The sequence below is a fragment of the Leisingera sp. SA215 genome, assembly GCF_055902035.1.
On the sequence record NZ_JBVVXU010000009.1, the window covers coordinates 1 to 15,029 of the forward strand.

At 63.5% G+C, this 15,029-nt stretch carries 14 protein-coding genes; 3 read left to right on the top strand and 11 right to left on the bottom strand.

The features are described 5' to 3' along the window. The first annotated feature begins 3 nt into the window (after positions 1 to 3). The 3 genes from AC0KW6_RS11320 to folD all read left to right on the top strand — a co-directional run bounded on the left by AC0KW6_RS11320 (position 4) and on the right by folD (position 3,038). Positions 4 to 1,680 carry a formate--tetrahydrofolate ligase gene (locus AC0KW6_RS11320; protein WP_474034756.1) on the top strand — a complete coding sequence of 559 codons (1,677 nt, stop codon included), beginning with the start codon at positions 4 to 6 and terminating at the stop codon, positions 1,678 to 1,680. A gap of 59 nt (positions 1,681 to 1,739) precedes the next feature. Continuing rightward, positions 1,740 to 2,048 (top strand): chorismate mutase, encoded by a 309-nt coding sequence (locus tag AC0KW6_RS11325; protein ID WP_474034755.1) that lies wholly within the window; start codon positions 1,740 to 1,742, stop codon positions 2,046 to 2,048. A 99-nt stretch (positions 2,049 to 2,147) separates the two neighbouring features. Beyond that, entirely contained in the window at positions 2,148 to 3,038 is an 891-nt protein-coding gene (folD, locus tag AC0KW6_RS11330) for a bifunctional methylenetetrahydrofolate dehydrogenase/methenyltetrahydrofolate cyclohydrolase FolD (RefSeq protein ID WP_474034754.1), read from the top strand. A 92-nt stretch (positions 3,039 to 3,130) separates the two neighbouring features. Here the strand turns inward: folD and AC0KW6_RS11335 are convergent, their stop codons facing one another. The 11 genes from AC0KW6_RS11335 to AC0KW6_RS11385 form a co-directional block, all read right to left on the bottom strand. After that, positions 3,131 to 3,538: a PaaI family thioesterase gene (locus AC0KW6_RS11335; protein WP_474034927.1), complete on the bottom strand. Its 408-nt coding sequence runs from the start codon at positions 3,536 to 3,538 to the stop codon at positions 3,131 to 3,133. Positions 3,539 to 3,612: 74 nt separating this feature from the next. Then, positions 3,613 to 4,263 (bottom strand): ligase-associated DNA damage response endonuclease PdeM, encoded by a 651-nt coding sequence (gene pdeM / locus AC0KW6_RS11340; protein ID WP_474034928.1) that lies wholly within the window; start codon positions 4,261 to 4,263, stop codon positions 3,613 to 3,615. A 37-nt stretch (positions 4,264 to 4,300) separates the two neighbouring features. Continuing rightward, on the bottom strand, positions 4,301 to 6,718 hold the full coding sequence (locus AC0KW6_RS11345) for a ligase-associated DNA damage response DEXH box helicase (protein ID WP_323782570.1): 2,418 nt from the start codon (positions 6,716 to 6,718) through the stop codon (positions 4,301 to 4,303). A gap of 90 nt (positions 6,719 to 6,808) precedes the next feature. Then, complete coding sequence (locus AC0KW6_RS11350) at positions 6,809 to 8,116, bottom strand: ATPase (RefSeq protein WP_323782573.1); 1,308 nt, start codon at positions 8,114 to 8,116, stop codon at positions 6,809 to 6,811. A gap of 153 nt (positions 8,117 to 8,269) precedes the next feature. Beyond that, positions 8,270 to 8,767, bottom strand: a complete 498-nt coding sequence (locus AC0KW6_RS11355; protein ID WP_323782576.1) for a prepilin peptidase — start codon at positions 8,765 to 8,767, stop codon at positions 8,270 to 8,272. A 3-nt stretch (positions 8,768 to 8,770) separates the two neighbouring features. Then, a complete protein-coding gene (locus AC0KW6_RS11360) occupies positions 8,771 to 9,619 on the bottom strand; it encodes a tetratricopeptide repeat protein (protein WP_323782579.1) in 849 nt (282 codons plus the stop codon). A 30-nt stretch (positions 9,620 to 9,649) separates the two neighbouring features. Then, positions 9,650 to 10,240 (bottom strand): tetratricopeptide repeat protein, encoded by a 591-nt coding sequence (locus AC0KW6_RS11365; RefSeq protein WP_323782582.1) that lies wholly within the window; start codon positions 10,238 to 10,240, stop codon positions 9,650 to 9,652. A gap of 11 nt (positions 10,241 to 10,251) precedes the next feature. Continuing rightward, a complete protein-coding gene (locus AC0KW6_RS11370) occupies positions 10,252 to 11,223 on the bottom strand; it encodes a type II secretion system F family protein (protein WP_323782585.1) in 972 nt (323 codons plus the stop codon). Between the two features lie 10 nt (positions 11,224 to 11,233). Then, entirely contained in the window at positions 11,234 to 12,202 is a 969-nt protein-coding gene (locus tag AC0KW6_RS11375; RefSeq protein WP_323782588.1) for a type II secretion system F family protein, read from the bottom strand. Beyond that, entirely contained in the window at positions 12,202 to 13,638 is a 1,437-nt protein-coding gene (locus AC0KW6_RS11380; protein WP_474034929.1) for a CpaF family protein, read from the bottom strand. The genes AC0KW6_RS11375 and AC0KW6_RS11380 overlap by 1 nt, the downstream gene beginning before the upstream one ends. A gap of 23 nt (positions 13,639 to 13,661) precedes the next feature. Beyond that, positions 13,662 to 14,891 (bottom strand): CpaE/TadZ family protein, encoded by a 1,230-nt coding sequence (locus AC0KW6_RS11385; protein WP_323782050.1) that lies wholly within the window; start codon positions 14,889 to 14,891, stop codon positions 13,662 to 13,664. Between the last annotated feature and the right edge of the window lie 138 nt (positions 14,892 to 15,029).

Genomic DNA, 15,029 nt, shown 5'->3' on the forward strand with positions numbered 1-15,029 from the left:
GCCATGAGCTACAAGAGTGACATCGAGATTGCGCGTGAAGCGCAGAAGAAACCGATCCAGGAGATTGGTGCGAAGATCGGGATTTCGGACAGCGATCTGCTGCCCTACGGCCACGACAAGGCAAAGGTGTCGCAGTCCTTCATCAACTCGGTGCAGGACCGCGAAGACGGCAAGCTGATCCTGGTGACCGCGATCAACCCGACGCCGGCGGGCGAAGGCAAGACCACCACCACCGTGGGCCTGGGCGACGGTCTGAACCGGATCGGCAAGAACGCGATGATCTGCATCCGCGAAGCCTCGCTCGGCCCGAACTTCGGCATGAAGGGCGGCGCCGCAGGCGGCGGCTACGCCCAGGTGGTGCCGATGGAGGAGATGAACCTCCACTTCACCGGCGATTTCCATGCCATCACCTCGGCCCATTCGCTGCTGTCGGCAATGATCGACAACCACATCTACTGGGGCAACGAGTGCGAGATCGACACCCGCCGCGTCGCCTGGCGCCGGGTTGTCGACATGAACGACCGCGCCCTGCGGGTGATCACCGCCTCTCTGGGCGGCGTCTCCAACGGCTTCCCGCGCGAAGCCGGTTTTGACATCACCGTGGCCTCGGAAGTGATGGCGATCCTGTGCCTCGCCAACGACCTGAAAGACCTGGAAAAGCGGCTCGGCGACATCATCGTGGCCTACCGCCGCGACAAGACCCCGGTCTACTGCCGCGACATCAAGGCCGAAGGCGCGATGACCGTGCTGCTGAAAGACGCGATGCAGCCGAACCTGGTGCAGACCCTGGAAAACAACCCGGCGTTTGTGCATGGCGGCCCGTTTGCCAATATCGCCCACGGCTGCAACTCGGTGATCGCCACCAAGACCGCCCTGAAAGTCGCCGACTACGTGGTGACCGAGGCCGGTTTCGGCGCCGATCTGGGGGCTGAAAAGTTCATGAACATCAAATGCCGCAAGGCAGGCATCGCGCCGTCGGCAGTGGTGCTGGTGGCCACCGTGCGGGCGATGAAGATGAACGGCGGCGTTGCCAAGGCGGATCTGGGCGCCGAGAATGTCGACGCGGTCAACGCGGGCTGTGCCAACCTCGGCCGCCACATCGAGAACATCAAATCCTTCGGGGTTCCTGTTGTGGTTGCGATCAACCACTTTGTGACCGACACCGATGCCGAAGTGGAGGCTGTCAAAGCCTATGCCGCCACCCATGGCGTCGAGGCGGTGCTGTCGCGCCACTGGGAACTGGGGTCGGAAGGCTCGGCGCCGCTGGCGCAGAAGGTTGTGGAAATCGTCGATGCGGGCCAGGCCAACTTCTCGCCGATCTACCCGGACGAGATGTCCCTGTTCGACAAGATCGACACCATCGCCAAGCGGATCTACCGCGCCGACGAGGTGCTGGCGGACAACAAGATCCGCAACCAGCTGAAGGAATGGGAAGAGGCGGGCTACGGCAATCTGCCGGTCTGCATGGCGAAGACCCAGTACTCCTTCTCGACCGACCCGTCGCTGCGCGGTGCGCCGGTGGGCCATTCGGTGCCGGTGCGCGAAGTGCGCCTCTCGGCCGGTGCCGGCTTCATCGTTGCGGTCTGCGGCGAGATCATGACGATGCCCGGCCTGCCGCGCAAACCGGCGTCGGAAACCATCCGCCTGAATGACGACGGCCAGATCGAAGGCTTGTTCTAAACGGCGATATGCGACATTCACGGCCCGGGACCCATCCCGGGCCGTGAGAGTTTTGAGACATGAGCACCACACGCACCCCGCCAGATGCCTGCAGCGATATGGCAAGCCTCCGGCTGCAGATCGACCACCTCGACCGGGAGCTGATCGCGCTGCTGGCCGAGCGGGCCGGATACATTGACCGGGCGATTGCGCTGAAGCAGGCAAACGGCTGGCCGGCGCGGATCCCGGAACGGGTCGAGGAAGTGGTGCTGAATGCCCGTGCCGCGGCCGCGGAACAGGGGCTGGACCCCGGTCTGGCCGGGCACCTGTGGCGGCAGCTGGTGGAGTGGTCGATTGCCCGCGAGGCGCGGGTGATCCGGGAAGAGTGAGGCTGAGCGGGGGCCTGCGGCGCGGGCATCGCGAGCGACTGAGATGGACAGGCAGGCTTCAAGGGCGATCCGTGCCTGCGGCAAAGAGGAAGAGATCAAATGGCAGCAACATTGATTGACGGCAAGGCCTTTGCGGCCAAGGTGCGCGGCCAGGTGGCTGAGCATGTGGCGCGGCTGAAAGAGGAACACGGCATCACCCCCGGCCTGGCGGTGGTTCTGGTCGGCGAAGACCCGGCCTCCCAGGTCTATGTGCGCTCCAAGGGCAAGCAGACCGTCGAGGTCGGCATGAACTCGGTCGAGCACAAGCTGGATGCGGAGACTTCCGAGGCGGATCTGCTGGCGGTGGTCGACCAGCTGAACAACGATCCCTCGATCCACGGCATCCTGGTGCAGCTGCCGCTGCCGAAGCATATGAACGAGGATCTGGTGATCAATTCGATTGCGCCGGAGAAGGACGTCGACGGTTTCCACATCTCCAACGTCGGCCTGCTGGGCACCGGCCAGAAATCGATGGTGCCCTGCACGCCGCTGGGCTGCCTGATGATGCTGCGCGACCACCATGGGTCGCTGTCGGGCATGGATGCGGTTGTGATCGGCCGCTCCAACATCGTCGGCAAGCCGATGGCGCAGCTGCTCCTGGGCGACAGCTGCACGGTGACCATCGCGCATTCGCGCACCAAGGATCTGCCCGATGCGGTGCGCCGCGCCGACATCGTGGTGGCGGCGGTCGGCCGTCCGGAAATGGTGCCGGGCGACTGGATCAAGGAGGGCGCGACCGTGATCGACGTCGGCATCAACCGCATCGAGCGCGACGGCAAGACCAAGCTGGTCGGCGACGTTGATTTTGCCACTGCGGCCGAGCGCGCGGGCGCCATCACCCCGGTGCCGGGCGGCGTCGGCCCGATGACCATCGCCTGCCTGCTTGCCAACACCGTCACTGCGGCCTGCCGCGCCAACGGCCTCAAGGAACCCGAAGGCCTGACCGCCTGACCCAGCGCTGACCGCTGACCGCCTGACTGATATGCTCCCGCCGGACCGCCTCCGGCGGGAGTATTTTTTGGAAAGATGATGGCTGGCAGGCCTTAGGCCGTCACCGGCACCATCGTGCCTTGCAGGAGGGCGATCAGCTTTTCCTCGTCTGCTGAAACGGCGTGGACCTCCGCCGTGACGATGATCAGACGGCGTCCTGGTTTGATGACCCTGCCGGAAGCGCGCAGGCGGTCTCCGGCACCGGGAGCCAGCAGGTTGATCTTCATCTCCGCCGTCATCACCTCGCAGTCCCCAGGCATCATAGTGAGTGCGGCATAGCCCGCGGCTGTGTCGCCGAGAGCAAAGCTCAGCGCGGCATGGGCCACGTCATGCTGCTGGCGGCTGCCAGGCAGGATCGGAGCGCTGATCACCACTTCGCCGGGTGAGATGCTGTCGATTTCCGCGCCGAAGGTCTGCATCATGCTTTGCCGGGCGAAACTGCTGCGGATGCGGTCGATCATTTCGAAGGTCCTTCTTTTGCTGTGGCCAAGCATAGAAGAGGCTGAGCCATCAGAGGGCCGTGACGCTGCGCCATTTAGCGGGGCATCGGTATCGGCAGGGCTTGCGGGCCAGTCAGAATGGCCAGGGCGTTCGGCGCCATCAGTGACGTGAGGGCCGGATTGGTGCTGCGCAGGCCGCCGGTATAGGTGCCGAAGGCCGGCAGGATCAGGCGGCAAGCGTCCAGCAGGAAGGCCGGGCGGGAGGTGCTGCGGAGCCGCGCTTTGGGATGGTAGTGGCCGGACACCTCGGCATCCTCTGACGGCGCGGCAATGTGGCGGAAGGTCAGCGGGCCAAGCCGGAGGGTTGCGTGATGCTCCCCCCCCAGCCCGGTAGGGGCGGGGTCGTGGTTTCCCTCGATCCAGATCCAGCGGCGGTTTCGCATCAGATCCTGGAATTGGGTCCTGCCGGCCTCCGGCAATGCAACCGCGGCGGCGTTATCGTCGAAGCTGTCGCCGAGGCAGACCACGGTTGCCGGATTGAGGTCTGCAACCAGTTTATCAAGCCGGGCGAGCGTATCGTGCCCCTCGTAAGGAGGCAGGGCACTGCCGCCGCGCCGCGCGTGGCGTTCGGATTTGCCCAAATGCAGGTCGGAGACGCAGAGCAGGCGGTGCCCCGCCCACCAGAGCGCGCCGGAGCCGAGCGCGGTGAGGCGGGCGCCGGCGAGGATGAAATCAAATCCGGTCATACTGCGGTCTTAGCCGCGCGGGCGGAACAGGCAAGTGTTATTGACCCAGCCGGTCCAGCCCGGATTGCCGCATCAGCGCTTCCGCCTCGCGTTGCAGCAGCTTTTCTTCGGCTGCGCCTTTGACCGGTACCTTGCCCACCTCCAGCAACAGCGGCGCGGCGAGCGGAGAGATCCGTTGCAGCCGCCGCAAGGTGATCCGGCCCTTGATCCGTGCCAGCATGTCCTCAATGCGGCCAAAGTCAACCAGCCCGCGCAAGGCTTCCTCGCGGGTGATGCCGATCAGCAGATGGTCCGGGTCGTATTTTCTGAGGGTGTCATAGAGGATGTCAGAGGAGAACGCCGCCTGGCGCCCGTTCTTGCGGTGCCCGGAGGTGTTGCGTTCGATCAGCCCGGCAATGGTTGCGGCGCCGCGGAAGGCGCGTTTCATCACCGCGTTGCCGGCCAGCCAACCGTCCAGCCCCTCGCGCAGGGCAGTGGCATCGAACAGCGGGGCCGGGTCGGTCAGGGGTTCCAGCCCCCAGATCAAGGTGGCGTAGTCGCTTGCGACAAAGCCAAGCGGATCGAGGCCAAGCTCCTCCATCCGCTTGGTCAGAAGCAGCCCCAGCGTCTGCTGCGCGTTGCGGCCGGCAAAGCCGTAAATGCAGGCATGTTCGCGGCCGTCGCGGGGGAAGCTTTCGATCAGCAGAGACCCTGCGCGGGGGAGTTCGGAAACCGCGCGCTGCAGCTCCAGCCATTCGGCGGTGTGGCGGGGCAGGTTGGGCCAGCTGTCCTGTTTGAATATCTTCAGGATGCGCGCGCTGAGCTGGGTGGAGGTGGCGAATTTGGTGCCGGAGAATACCGCGATCTTCGGCTTTCTGCCGGGGGTCCGGGTGACCTCGACAGTCATTTCGCGCAGGCCCTCGTATCGCACGGTCTGGCCGCCGATCAGGAAGGTGTCGCCGGGGGTGAGGGTGGCGGCAAAGGCCTCCTCGATCTCGCCCAGAGGTTTGCCGCCGCGGCTGCGCTTGAGGCGGACCTTGACCAGGCCGGTGTCCTGGATGGTGCCCAGGTTCATGCGGATGCGGGCAGCGGCGCGCGGGTCGCGCAGCTGCCATTTGCCGTCCGGGCGCTGCAGCAAGCGCTGCCACTGATCATAAGCCTTCAGCGCGTAGCCGCCGGTGGCACAGAAGTCCAGGCACGCATCGAACCCGGCGCGGGAGAGGGCGGCATAGGCGCCGGCCCGGGTCATTTCGGCATAAAGCGCGCCGGCGTCGAAGGGGCCGGCACAGGCGGCGATCAGGATGTGCTGGCAGAGCACGTCGCGGGGGCCGGGGCCGCGGGGCCCGCCGTCCAGATCACCCGCACGAACCGCTTCGAGCGCGGCGCGGCACTCAACCACCTCAAGCCGATTGGCGGGCACCAGCAACGCCTTGGACGGCGCGTTGTAGCGGTGGTTGGCGCGGCCGATGCGCTGCACCAGCCGTTTGACGTTTTTCGGCGCGCCGATCTGGATCACCAGGTCCACATCGCCCCAGTCGATGCCGAGGTCCAGCGAGCCGGTGCAGACGATGGCACGCAGTTCGCCGCGGACCATGGCGGCCTCCACCCGTTCGCGCTGGACCCGGTCGAGAGAGCCGTGGTGGATGCCGATCGGCAGCGCGTCCTCGTTGGCAAGCCAGAGGTTGTGAAAGAAGATTTCGGCCTGCGCGCGGGTGTTGTGGAAGATCAGCGTGGTTTTGTGCGCCTTGATCTGCTGCATCACCGCCGGGATCGCATAGGCCGCGCCGCCGCCGGCCCAGGGCGGCGCCTGTTCGGTTTCCAGCATTCGGATGTCCGGCGCCGGGCCGGGGTCTGCCAGCACGATCTCGCAGGAGTCCGGGTGGCGGGCGAGGTAGCTGGCGATGGCCTGCGGATCGTCGACAGTGGCCGAGAGGCCCACCCGGCGCATATCCGGGCAGAGCGTTTGCAGCCGGGCCAGTGCCAGCATCAGTTGGTCGCCGCGTTTGCTTTCGGCCAGCGCGTGGATCTCGTCGACCACCACCCTCTTCAGGCCTTTGAAGGTGCGCTGCGCGTCTTCGTAGGAGGTCAGCAGGGCCAGGCTTTCCGGTGTGGTCAGCAGAATATGCGGCGGGTCGGCGCGCTGGCGTTTCTTGCGGGAGGCGGGGGTGTCGCCGGTGCGGTCGTCAATGCGGATGGGCAGGCCGATCTCCTCAACCGGCGTGCGCAGGTTGCGCTTGATGTCTGCGGCCAATGCCTTGAGCGGGGAGATGTAGAGCGTGTGCAGGCCCTGGTGGCTGCCATCGGCCAGTTCCGCCAGGGTGGGCAGGAAACCGGCCATGGTCTTGCCGCCGCCGGTGGGGGCGATCAGCAGGGTGCAGAGCGCCCCGGCCCGCTCCAGCATGGCGCGCTGATGCGGATGAATGGTCCAGCCGCGGGCGCTGAACCAGTCTGGAATGACCTCGGGAAGTTTGCTCATCCCTTCCTTTTAGGGGAAGGCCCGAAACTTTTCGAAAAGTATTAGCAAGAGTTTTGGAAACCTCATGCCGCCGGCTGTTTCCCAGCGGGGTTACTTCACGATCTCCTCGTCCTTGACGAACATGTTGGCCCAGGCGCGGTCGATCAGCTCGGGGGACATCTGATAGGGGATGCCCTCGAATTCGCAGATCGCGATGATCTGGTCGATCAGGAACACTGGCTGGTAGTTCGCATAGACGTTGCCGATCGTCGGGTATTTCTTCTTCAGCAGATGCACCAGCGCGGCTTCGTCCAGCGGCATGCCTTTCTTGCGGGCCACCATGGCAAAGATCTTGAGGTAGTTTTCCTGGTCCGGGCCGTCGATCTTGATCTTGAAGAAGATCCGGCGCAGGGCGGCCTGGTCGAAAATCTCGTTCGGGTGGAAGTTGGTGGAGAAGATCACCAGCGTGTCAAAGGGCACTTCGAATTTCTCGCCCGACTGCAGGGCCAGGATGTCCTTGCTTTCCTCCAGCGGCACAATCCAGCGGTTGACCAGCGACTGCGGCGGTTCCGCCTGGCGGCCAAGGTCGTCGACGATGAAAATGCCGCCGGTGGATTTCAGCTGCAGCGGTGCCTGATAGGTGCGCGCGGTCGGGTTATAGACCAGGTCCAGCATGTCCAGCGACAGCTCGCCGCCGGTGATCACGGTGGGGCGCTGGCACATGACATAACGTTCGTCGAAACGGCGGCGGCGGCGCAGGGCGTTGGGGTCTTCCGGTTCCTGCTCCACTTCGGTGTGGACGATCGGGTCATAGACCGTGATCACCTGGCCCGAATATTCAATGGCGCGCGGCACATAGACGTGATCCCCCAAGGCGTCGCGGATGCCGTTGGAAATTGAAGACTTGCCGTTGCCCGGCGGGCCGTACATCAGGATCGAGCGGCCCGCGCTGACGGCCGGGCCAAGTTGGTCCAAGAGGCTGCTGGGCAGGATCAGATGCCCCATCGCGTTGGTCAGCTGGTCGCGGGACACTTGGATGTTGCGGATCGACTGGCGTTTCACCTGCTCGCGGTAGACATCCAGGGGCACCGGCATGGCGCCGAAGTATTCCGATTGGCTGAGCGCATCCAGCGCCCGCGATTTGCCTGCATCGGTCAGCTGGTAGCCCATCTCGTTGCCGCTGTTGGCGTTGAGCGTGCCGGTGGCCTCCAGCAGCTTTTGCTCGCGGGCGATATCCACCAGTTCCTGGGTGACGGCGCCGGGCAGGCAGATTGCCTCTGCGATTTCTGTGACGTTCTCGACGTTCTTGCGGAAGATGGTCTTCAGCAGGATGTCCCGCATCATCACCAGCGGCAGCTGCATCTGTGTCAGCCCCTTGGGGGCGGGCGGGGCCATCACGGTGAGGTTCTGCATGTTCATGGCGGTGCCTGTCCCTGAGATCGGATCCGTGCCCCGGCGGCCGAGGCTTTCAAGGAAACAGACTATTCAGGACTGTGGCAACAGCGGGGCAGAGCTGCAGCAATTCCGCGGAGGCGGCGGATTTCCAGCGCAGTTTTACTCCGGCGGCGGCCGTCAGCTGCCGAACAGCGCCGCCAGTACCAGGTAAAGGGCGAGGGTGCCGCCAAGGCACAGGCCCATCGGGAAGCTTTTGCCGGTATCCCAGCTTTGCCATTGCGGCGCCAGCTGGCGCAGGGGGGTGTATTTGGCGATCCGGTGGGCGGTGAACCCCGCCAGCAGGGTGGCGGCAAAGATGATCATCAAAAGCCTCAGGTCGCCAAGCGCAAAGTAGGGGGCCGCGGCGCCCGCAAATTTGGCGTCACCCGCGCCCACAGCGCCGGCAGCGTAGAACAAGTAGCCCAGACCGATGCCGACCGGCAGGTGCAGCAGGTGCCAGCCGTAATCCGCCCAGCTGGGCATGACAGCCGCGCCGACGGCTGCATAGGTCACCGCCAGCACATCAACCGCCCAATTGGGAATGCGCATGCCGCGCAGATCCGTCAGCGCCACTGTATAGCACAACGGCAGCACAAAAGGCAGGAACCACAGGGCAGCATGAGCCGGGAATTGCATGGATCAGCCGTTCTCCAGCGCCGTCAGCGAGCGTGACGCTTCCTCGAAATGCTGCGGGTGGGTGTCAATTGCTTCGCGCAGCAGGTTCTCGCCAACTTTGACGTCGCCCTGTTTTACAGCCGACAGCGCCAGCGTGTGCAGCAGCAGTGCGCGTTCGGTCTGATCCATCGGGATCACCGGCAGGGTGTAATTGCGTTGCGCGCCGCGGGCCAGAACCAGGTTGTTCTTGGCGGTGAACAGCCCGTGATTCTGGCGGATCGCTTCGCCGAACAGCCGCTCGGCGCCGGCGAAATCGCCGCGGGTCAGCTTGGAATAGCCCCAGTTGTTCATAACCTTGGCCGGTTTGGTCGTCAGCCCGGTGGCAATTTCATAAAAGCTGTCGGCGCGCTTCCAGTCCTTGCCGGCATCGGCGACCACAGCCTCCAGCCGGTAGCGCTCGTAGGTTTCATGGGTGGGGGGGACTTGATCCAGTTCTGCTTTGGCCGCGTCCCATTCACCGCTGCGCACGAATGCGCCTGCCAGCTGCACATGGTCTGCGCTGGTGGCGCCTTTCATGGACACCACTTTCTTCCAGGCGGCGGTGCCCTCGGTGGTGCGCTTGGCACGGATCAGGGAATGCGCCAGTCCCCGCTGCAGTTCAATCCGGTCCGGGCTGCCTTTCAAGGTCCGCTGGAAATGGGCAACCGCCTCGTTCGGGTCGGCCACGGTCAGCATCACATCGTTGAGATTGCTCTCGTCGATGACGTTCACTTCCTGAAACGCCCGTTCCACGGTTTCATCGGCTTTCTCCGCGCAGGCCGACAGGACAAGCGCCCCTGCCAGAGAAGCGGATAGAAAAATCTGCTGGCGCATTTGTGCGTCCTTTTTACTGCTCTGCCTCTGTCATGGTGCCTGGCGAATCAGGTAGCTGCCACCGCCCTGCCGCACCAATTTATAATCTTGATTTTGAGGGTCAGTATGCGCAGGATTTTCAAGCTTTGCGAGAGCCAGCCGCAAATTATCGCGGATTGCGTCACTTTCGCCATTGTCAAGCGCATAAGCGCGCTGGAACACCTGCACCGCTTCGGCGGTTTTGCCGCGCTCCATCAGCGCAACCCCCAGATTGTTCATCGGTTCAGGCCAGGAGCCATCCGCATCCACCGCCTGGCGCAGCAGCTCCTCCGCCTGGCCCAGCCGCCTGAGACCCAGTTTGGCACTGCCCATGCCGGACAGAACCTCGGCCGTCAGCCCGTGGTCCAGCGCGGCGCGGGTGAAGGCGTCCAGCGCCAGTTCATGCTCGCCCGCGGCCATCAGCCGGTGGCCGACCACCAGGCCGTCCTCAGCCTGCTGGCGGTGATTGCCACCCGGTGCCCAAGGGCTGCCCTTATCCTGTTTCAGCCCGCCCGGTGCGCAAGCCGCCGCCAGCGCGACAACGCTGGCGGCGGCAATAACACGGCGGAGACGGCCCGGCCCGGCCCGTCCTGATGAGTTCATGTTCGGTAGCCTCAGTTGCCCATGTTCATGATGCCCTGCACCGACGGGCCGACCAGAATGATCAGCAGCGGCGGGACCGTCAGGCCCATTGTGGCAAGGGTCATCTTCACGGGCAACTTGTTTGCAGCCTCCTCCGCGCGCATCACACGCTTGTCACGCATTTCCCCGGCATAAACCCGCAGGGCGTCCGCGATCGAGGTGCCGAAGCTGGCGGACTGGATCATCACGGTCACAAAGGAGGAGACATCCTGCACCCCGCAGCGGGTGCCCATGTCGCGCAGCACCTTGTCCTTTTCCTTGCCCGCCTTCATTTCCTGGGCGACCACCTCGAATTCTTCGGCCAGGTCGGGGTAGGAGGCGTGCAGCTCCGAGGCGACGCGTACGATGGCCTGGTCCAGCGACTGGCCGGCCTCGACGCAGACCAGCATCATGTCCAGCGCGTCCGGGAACCCTTCGGTGATCTTCTGCTTGCGCTCTTCAATCCGGCGGGTGATCCAGTATTTCGGCAGCATGTAACCGGCCGCGCCGGGCCCGATGATGCGGATCGCCATCTGCTGGCTGTCATAGTCGATATCGGCCTTCAGCACATAAACAAAGAACAGCCCGGCCAACAGGCCCAGGATGCCGAAAGCGAACTGCAGGAAATGAAACAGGCGCACCGAGTCCTTGGAGTGGTACCCGGCCTGGCGCAGCTTCAGTTCCATCGCAGACAGTTCGTCTTCGTTCTGCGGTTCCAGGAAACCTGCGAATTTCTGCAGCTGCTCGTTGCGGTCGGCCTGGCGCAGCCGCTGCTTTTGCGGTTTGTTCCGGGTTTCGGGCGCGATGTTCTTTTGCAGCTTCTTCAGCGGATCCTCGGGCTGGTTCAGCAGCAGCGGAACCGCCAGCAGGATCATGAACAGCCCGGCAATGCCAAGCGCCAGGAGCGGGCCGAACTCGCCGAATTGCGATGTCAGGTACTCGTTTATTCCGGTCAGAAGTTCCACGGTCCCCTCCTTATACTTTGATGTTGGTCAAAACGCGCATGACGATCAGGTTGGCTGTCAGCATGGCACCCACCGCAAAACAGGCGGGGATGAACCAGGGATGGTCCAGCACGCCGTCATAGTAGTTAGGGTCCTTGACCAGGATGCCGATCAGGCAGAACAGCGGGAAACCCGACAGAAACTTGCCCGACCACTGCGCCTCGGCGGTGATGGCCTTGACCCTGCGGAACAGGCGGAAACGGGCGCGGATCACCTTGGCCAGACCTGCCAGAACTTCGGCCAGGTTGCCGCCCGATTGCTGCTGGATGGTGACGGCAACGGCCAGAAAGCGCATGTCCTGCATGTCCAGCCGTTCGGCCATTTCCTTGAGCGATTCACCCACATCGCGGCCATAAGCGCATTCATCGGAGATGATGCCGAACTCGGTAGCCAGCGGGTCCTCGACCTCATTGGCGACGATCTGCACGGCGGAGGTGAAGGGATGGCCGACGCGCAAGCTGCGCACCATCAGCTCCACCGCATCCGGCAGCTGCTCTTCTATCATGGCCATCCGCTTGGCGGCTTTCTTGTTGACCCAGAAGAACACCGCGCCAACGCCGATGATGACGGATCCCAGCATCCGGACGGGAAGCGGGGCCGAAGTGCCGATGCTGAGGCCGACAAAGGCAACGGCAGCCAAGGCGGCCATAATCAGGATCAGCTGCTTGGGTGAAAAGGCGATCGCCGCTTTCTGCGCACGTTCCGACAGCAGCGAATAGAGCGGGATCGATTGCGATTTGGCATGCTGGCCCAGCTCCTTGCGCAGCTGCTCCAGCACCTGTTCGCGGTTGCCGCCCTTCTCCATCATCTCCAGCCGGCGGGTCACCTTGCTGTTGAGGCTGATCGATTTTCCGAAAGTAAAAAGATACAGGCCTTCGACCAGGGCCAGAACCCCGAAGAAGATCAGGCCATAGATAAGCGGTTCGGCACTCAGTTGCATCAGCGCGTCTCCATCACCGTAGGTTCATAGATCGAGGCCGGCAGGTCGTAGCCCCACAGGCGGAAGCGTTCGGAATAGTGGCTGCGCACGCCGGTGGCGGTGAAATGGCCGATGATCTTGTTGTCCGGGGTCAGCCCGACCCGCTGAAAACGGAAGATTTCCTGCATCGAGATCACGTCGCCCTCCATGCCGGTGATTTCGGTGATCGAGGTCATCCGGCGCGAGCCGTCTTGCAGGCGCGAGGCCTGCACGATCAGGTTTACCGCCGAGGCGATCTGGCTGCGCACCGCCTTGATCGGCATTTCGATGCCGGCCATGGCGATCATGTTTTCCAGACGCGAAATCCCGTCGCGGGCAGAGTTGGCGTGGATCGTGGTCATCGAACCGTCGTGGCCGGTATTCATCGCCTGCAGCATATCGATCACTTCCTCGCCGCGGGTTTCGCCGACGATAATGCGGTCGGGGCGCATCCGCAGGGCGTTTTTCAGACAGTCGCGGGGGCTGACCTCGCCCTTTCCCTCGACGTTGGGGGGGCGGCTTTCCATCCGGCCCACATGGGTCTGCTGCAGCTGCAATTCCGCGGTATCTTCGATCGTCAGAATCCGTTCGGCATTGTCGATGAAGCTGGACAGCGCATTCAGCGTGGTGGTTTTACCCGAACCGGTACCGCCCGAGACGATGACATTCAGCCGGGTTGACACGGCGGCCTGCAGATAGGCGGCCATTTCTTCGGTGAAGGCGCCGAAGTTCACCAGATCGTCGATCCCCAGCTTGTCCTTTTTGAACTTCCGGATCGATACCAGCGAGCCATCCACCGCAACCGGCGGCACCATCGCATTGAAACGCGAGCCATCGGCAAGACGGGCGTCCACATACGGGTTGGATTCATCGACCCGGCGGCCCACAGCCGAGACGATCTTGTCGATGATCCGCATCAGATGCTTCTCATCCTTGAAGGTAATGTCGCTGATCTGCAGCTTGCCGTCACGTTCGACAAAGATCTGCTGCGGCCCGTTGACCAGGATATCGCTGACCGTGTCGTCCTGCAGCAGCGCCTCGAGGGGGCCGAGGCCGGTGACCTCGTCATACAGCTCTTTGTTCAGCTGCTGGCGGTCTTCACGGTTCAGGACGATGCTTTTCTCGGCCAGAATCTCGGTGGCGATGGTCGCGATCTCAGACCGCAGTTCCGCCTCGCCTGCGCGTTCCAGCGCGGCCAGGTTCAGGTTTTCCAGAAGCTCGCGGTGCAGCTGGATCTTGATTTCGCCCAAACGCTCCTTGCGTTTGCGATCCTTGTCCATCGGCTGCGCTTCGGCTGGCTTGCGCTGGACCGGCCGCCGCAGGCTGACAGCAGGCGCGGCAGTGGTTGTTGCCGCCGCCGCCGCGACCGGCGCAGGCGCGGAAGGTTTGGCCGTTTGCTTTTTGTACTTTGAAAACATCAACTCATCCCCGGTTCAGCCGCTTAGGCGGCTTCGGCTTCACTTCGGCCTAATGCGTGCAGCGAGGCTGCAAGCTTGGCGATTTCTTTGCGCAAGGGATTCTTCGCTGCCGAAACGGCCAGCGGCAGTCCGTGGTCGCAGCTCTGCAGGACCTGCTTGCCGCCATCGGGCAGCTGCAGGTCGATGGAGATGCTTAGGGACTCGGCCATCCGTTTGACCCGGCTTTTACCGGCAAGATCGGTGAACCTCGGCGCCCGGTTCAAGGCAAAGCGCAGTTTCTCGAACGGCAGATCCTCGGACTGCAGCGCCCGCTTCATGCGCAGCGTATTCTGAGCTGAGCGCATGTCCAGTTCGATCATCGCAAAGTAGACATGCGCCATGTGCAGCACGGTTTCGGACCATTGCACCAGCGTATGGGGCATGTCGACGACGACAAAGTCGAAGTGGCTGCGCGCCATTTCGATCACCCGCGTGATATCCTCGGGCGACAGCAGATCCAGCGGCACCAGCTCGGACGGTGCGGTCAGAACTTGCAGCTTTTCCTGGAACGGCAGCAGAGCCTGGCCGAACAGGTCTTCGTCCATGCTGTCGGTTTCGCTGAGCATTTCCATCACCACCTCACGGCGGGGCAGGTCCAGATAGGTCGAGACCGAACCGTGCTGCAGATCCAGATCCAGCAGGCACACGGTGGGCTCGTCATCTTCGCTGAGCGCTGCAAGCTCCCAGGCCAGGTTTACAGCCATGGTTGTCGATCCGGTGCCGCCGGCCAGTCCGTGGCAGACGATCACGGCGCCTTCGCGCTGGCTGCCGGACTGAAGCTGGTGCGGATTCTGCGCAACTTGCGGTGCGGGCGCCTGCAGCCGTTCGATGGCAGCCTGCAATTCCTGTTCAGGCAGCGGGTAGGGAACAAATTCGTCCGCGCCCTGGCGCAGCAGCGTGTGCAATACTGCCGGGGTCACGTCCTCGGCGATCAGGATCACCTTGATGCCGCGCACTTTGGCCTGGCTGATGATTTCGCCCATCAGCGGCAGATCGCCCTCATCGGCGCTGTCGATCGCCAAGGCGACAAACTGCAGCGGCTCTGCCTCGGTCTGGCCGAAGAAAGCCAGCGCCTCGGTAAAGCCCAAATCGCCCCAGGCCTCTCCCAGGGCGGCTTCCATGTCTTCGATAAGGAGGTCGAAATTCTGCACGTCCCGGCTGATCGTGCAGGCAACAATCGCAGGTGTCTCTGTTTGCGGCATTCCGCTGCTCATCGCCATCATCCTTGTTCACATGGGCAGACCGGGCTTTGGGCACAGTCCGCCTCTTGGAAACAATGTCGGTGGCAATCTAGGCGATATTGGGGCCAAAAATCCCCAAATCTGGGGAATTGTTACTACTTCGTAATCAAC

Excerpts from the sequence above, each read along its gene's own strand:
- AC0KW6_RS11325 (WP_474034755.1), top strand. The coding sequence starts at position 1,740 with ATGAGCACCACACGCACCCCGCCAGATGCCTGCAGCGATATGGCAAGC.
- AC0KW6_RS11380 (WP_474034929.1), bottom strand. The coding sequence starts at position 13,638 with ATGTTTTCAAAGTACAAAAAGCAAACGGCCAAACCTTCCGCGCCTGCG.
- AC0KW6_RS11345 (WP_323782570.1), bottom strand. The coding sequence starts at position 6,718 with ATGAGCAAACTTCCCGAGGTCATTCCAGACTGGTTCAGCGCCCGCGGC.
- AC0KW6_RS11360 (WP_323782579.1), bottom strand. The coding sequence starts at position 9,619 with ATGCGCCAGCAGATTTTTCTATCCGCTTCTCTGGCAGGGGCGCTTGTC.
- AC0KW6_RS11385 (WP_323782050.1), bottom strand. The coding sequence starts at position 14,891 with ATGAGCAGCGGAATGCCGCAAACAGAGACACCTGCGATTGTTGCCTGC.
- AC0KW6_RS11365 (WP_323782582.1), bottom strand. The coding sequence starts at position 10,240 with ATGAACTCATCAGGACGGGCCGGGCCGGGCCGTCTCCGCCGTGTTATT.
- pdeM (WP_474034928.1), bottom strand. The coding sequence starts at position 4,263 with ATGACCGGATTTGATTTCATCCTCGCCGGCGCCCGCCTCACCGCGCTC.
- AC0KW6_RS11355 (WP_323782576.1), bottom strand. The coding sequence starts at position 8,767 with ATGCAATTCCCGGCTCATGCTGCCCTGTGGTTCCTGCCTTTTGTGCTG.
- folD (WP_474034754.1), top strand. The coding sequence starts at position 2,148 with ATGGCAGCAACATTGATTGACGGCAAGGCCTTTGCGGCCAAGGTGCGC.
- AC0KW6_RS11320 (WP_474034756.1), top strand. The coding sequence starts at position 4 with ATGAGCTACAAGAGTGACATCGAGATTGCGCGTGAAGCGCAGAAGAAA.
- AC0KW6_RS11335 (WP_474034927.1), bottom strand. The coding sequence starts at position 3,538 with ATGATCGACCGCATCCGCAGCAGTTTCGCCCGGCAAAGCATGATGCAG.
- AC0KW6_RS11375 (WP_323782588.1), bottom strand. The coding sequence starts at position 12,202 with ATGCAACTGAGTGCCGAACCGCTTATCTATGGCCTGATCTTCTTCGGG.
- AC0KW6_RS11350 (WP_323782573.1), bottom strand. The coding sequence starts at position 8,116 with ATGAACATGCAGAACCTCACCGTGATGGCCCCGCCCGCCCCCAAGGGG.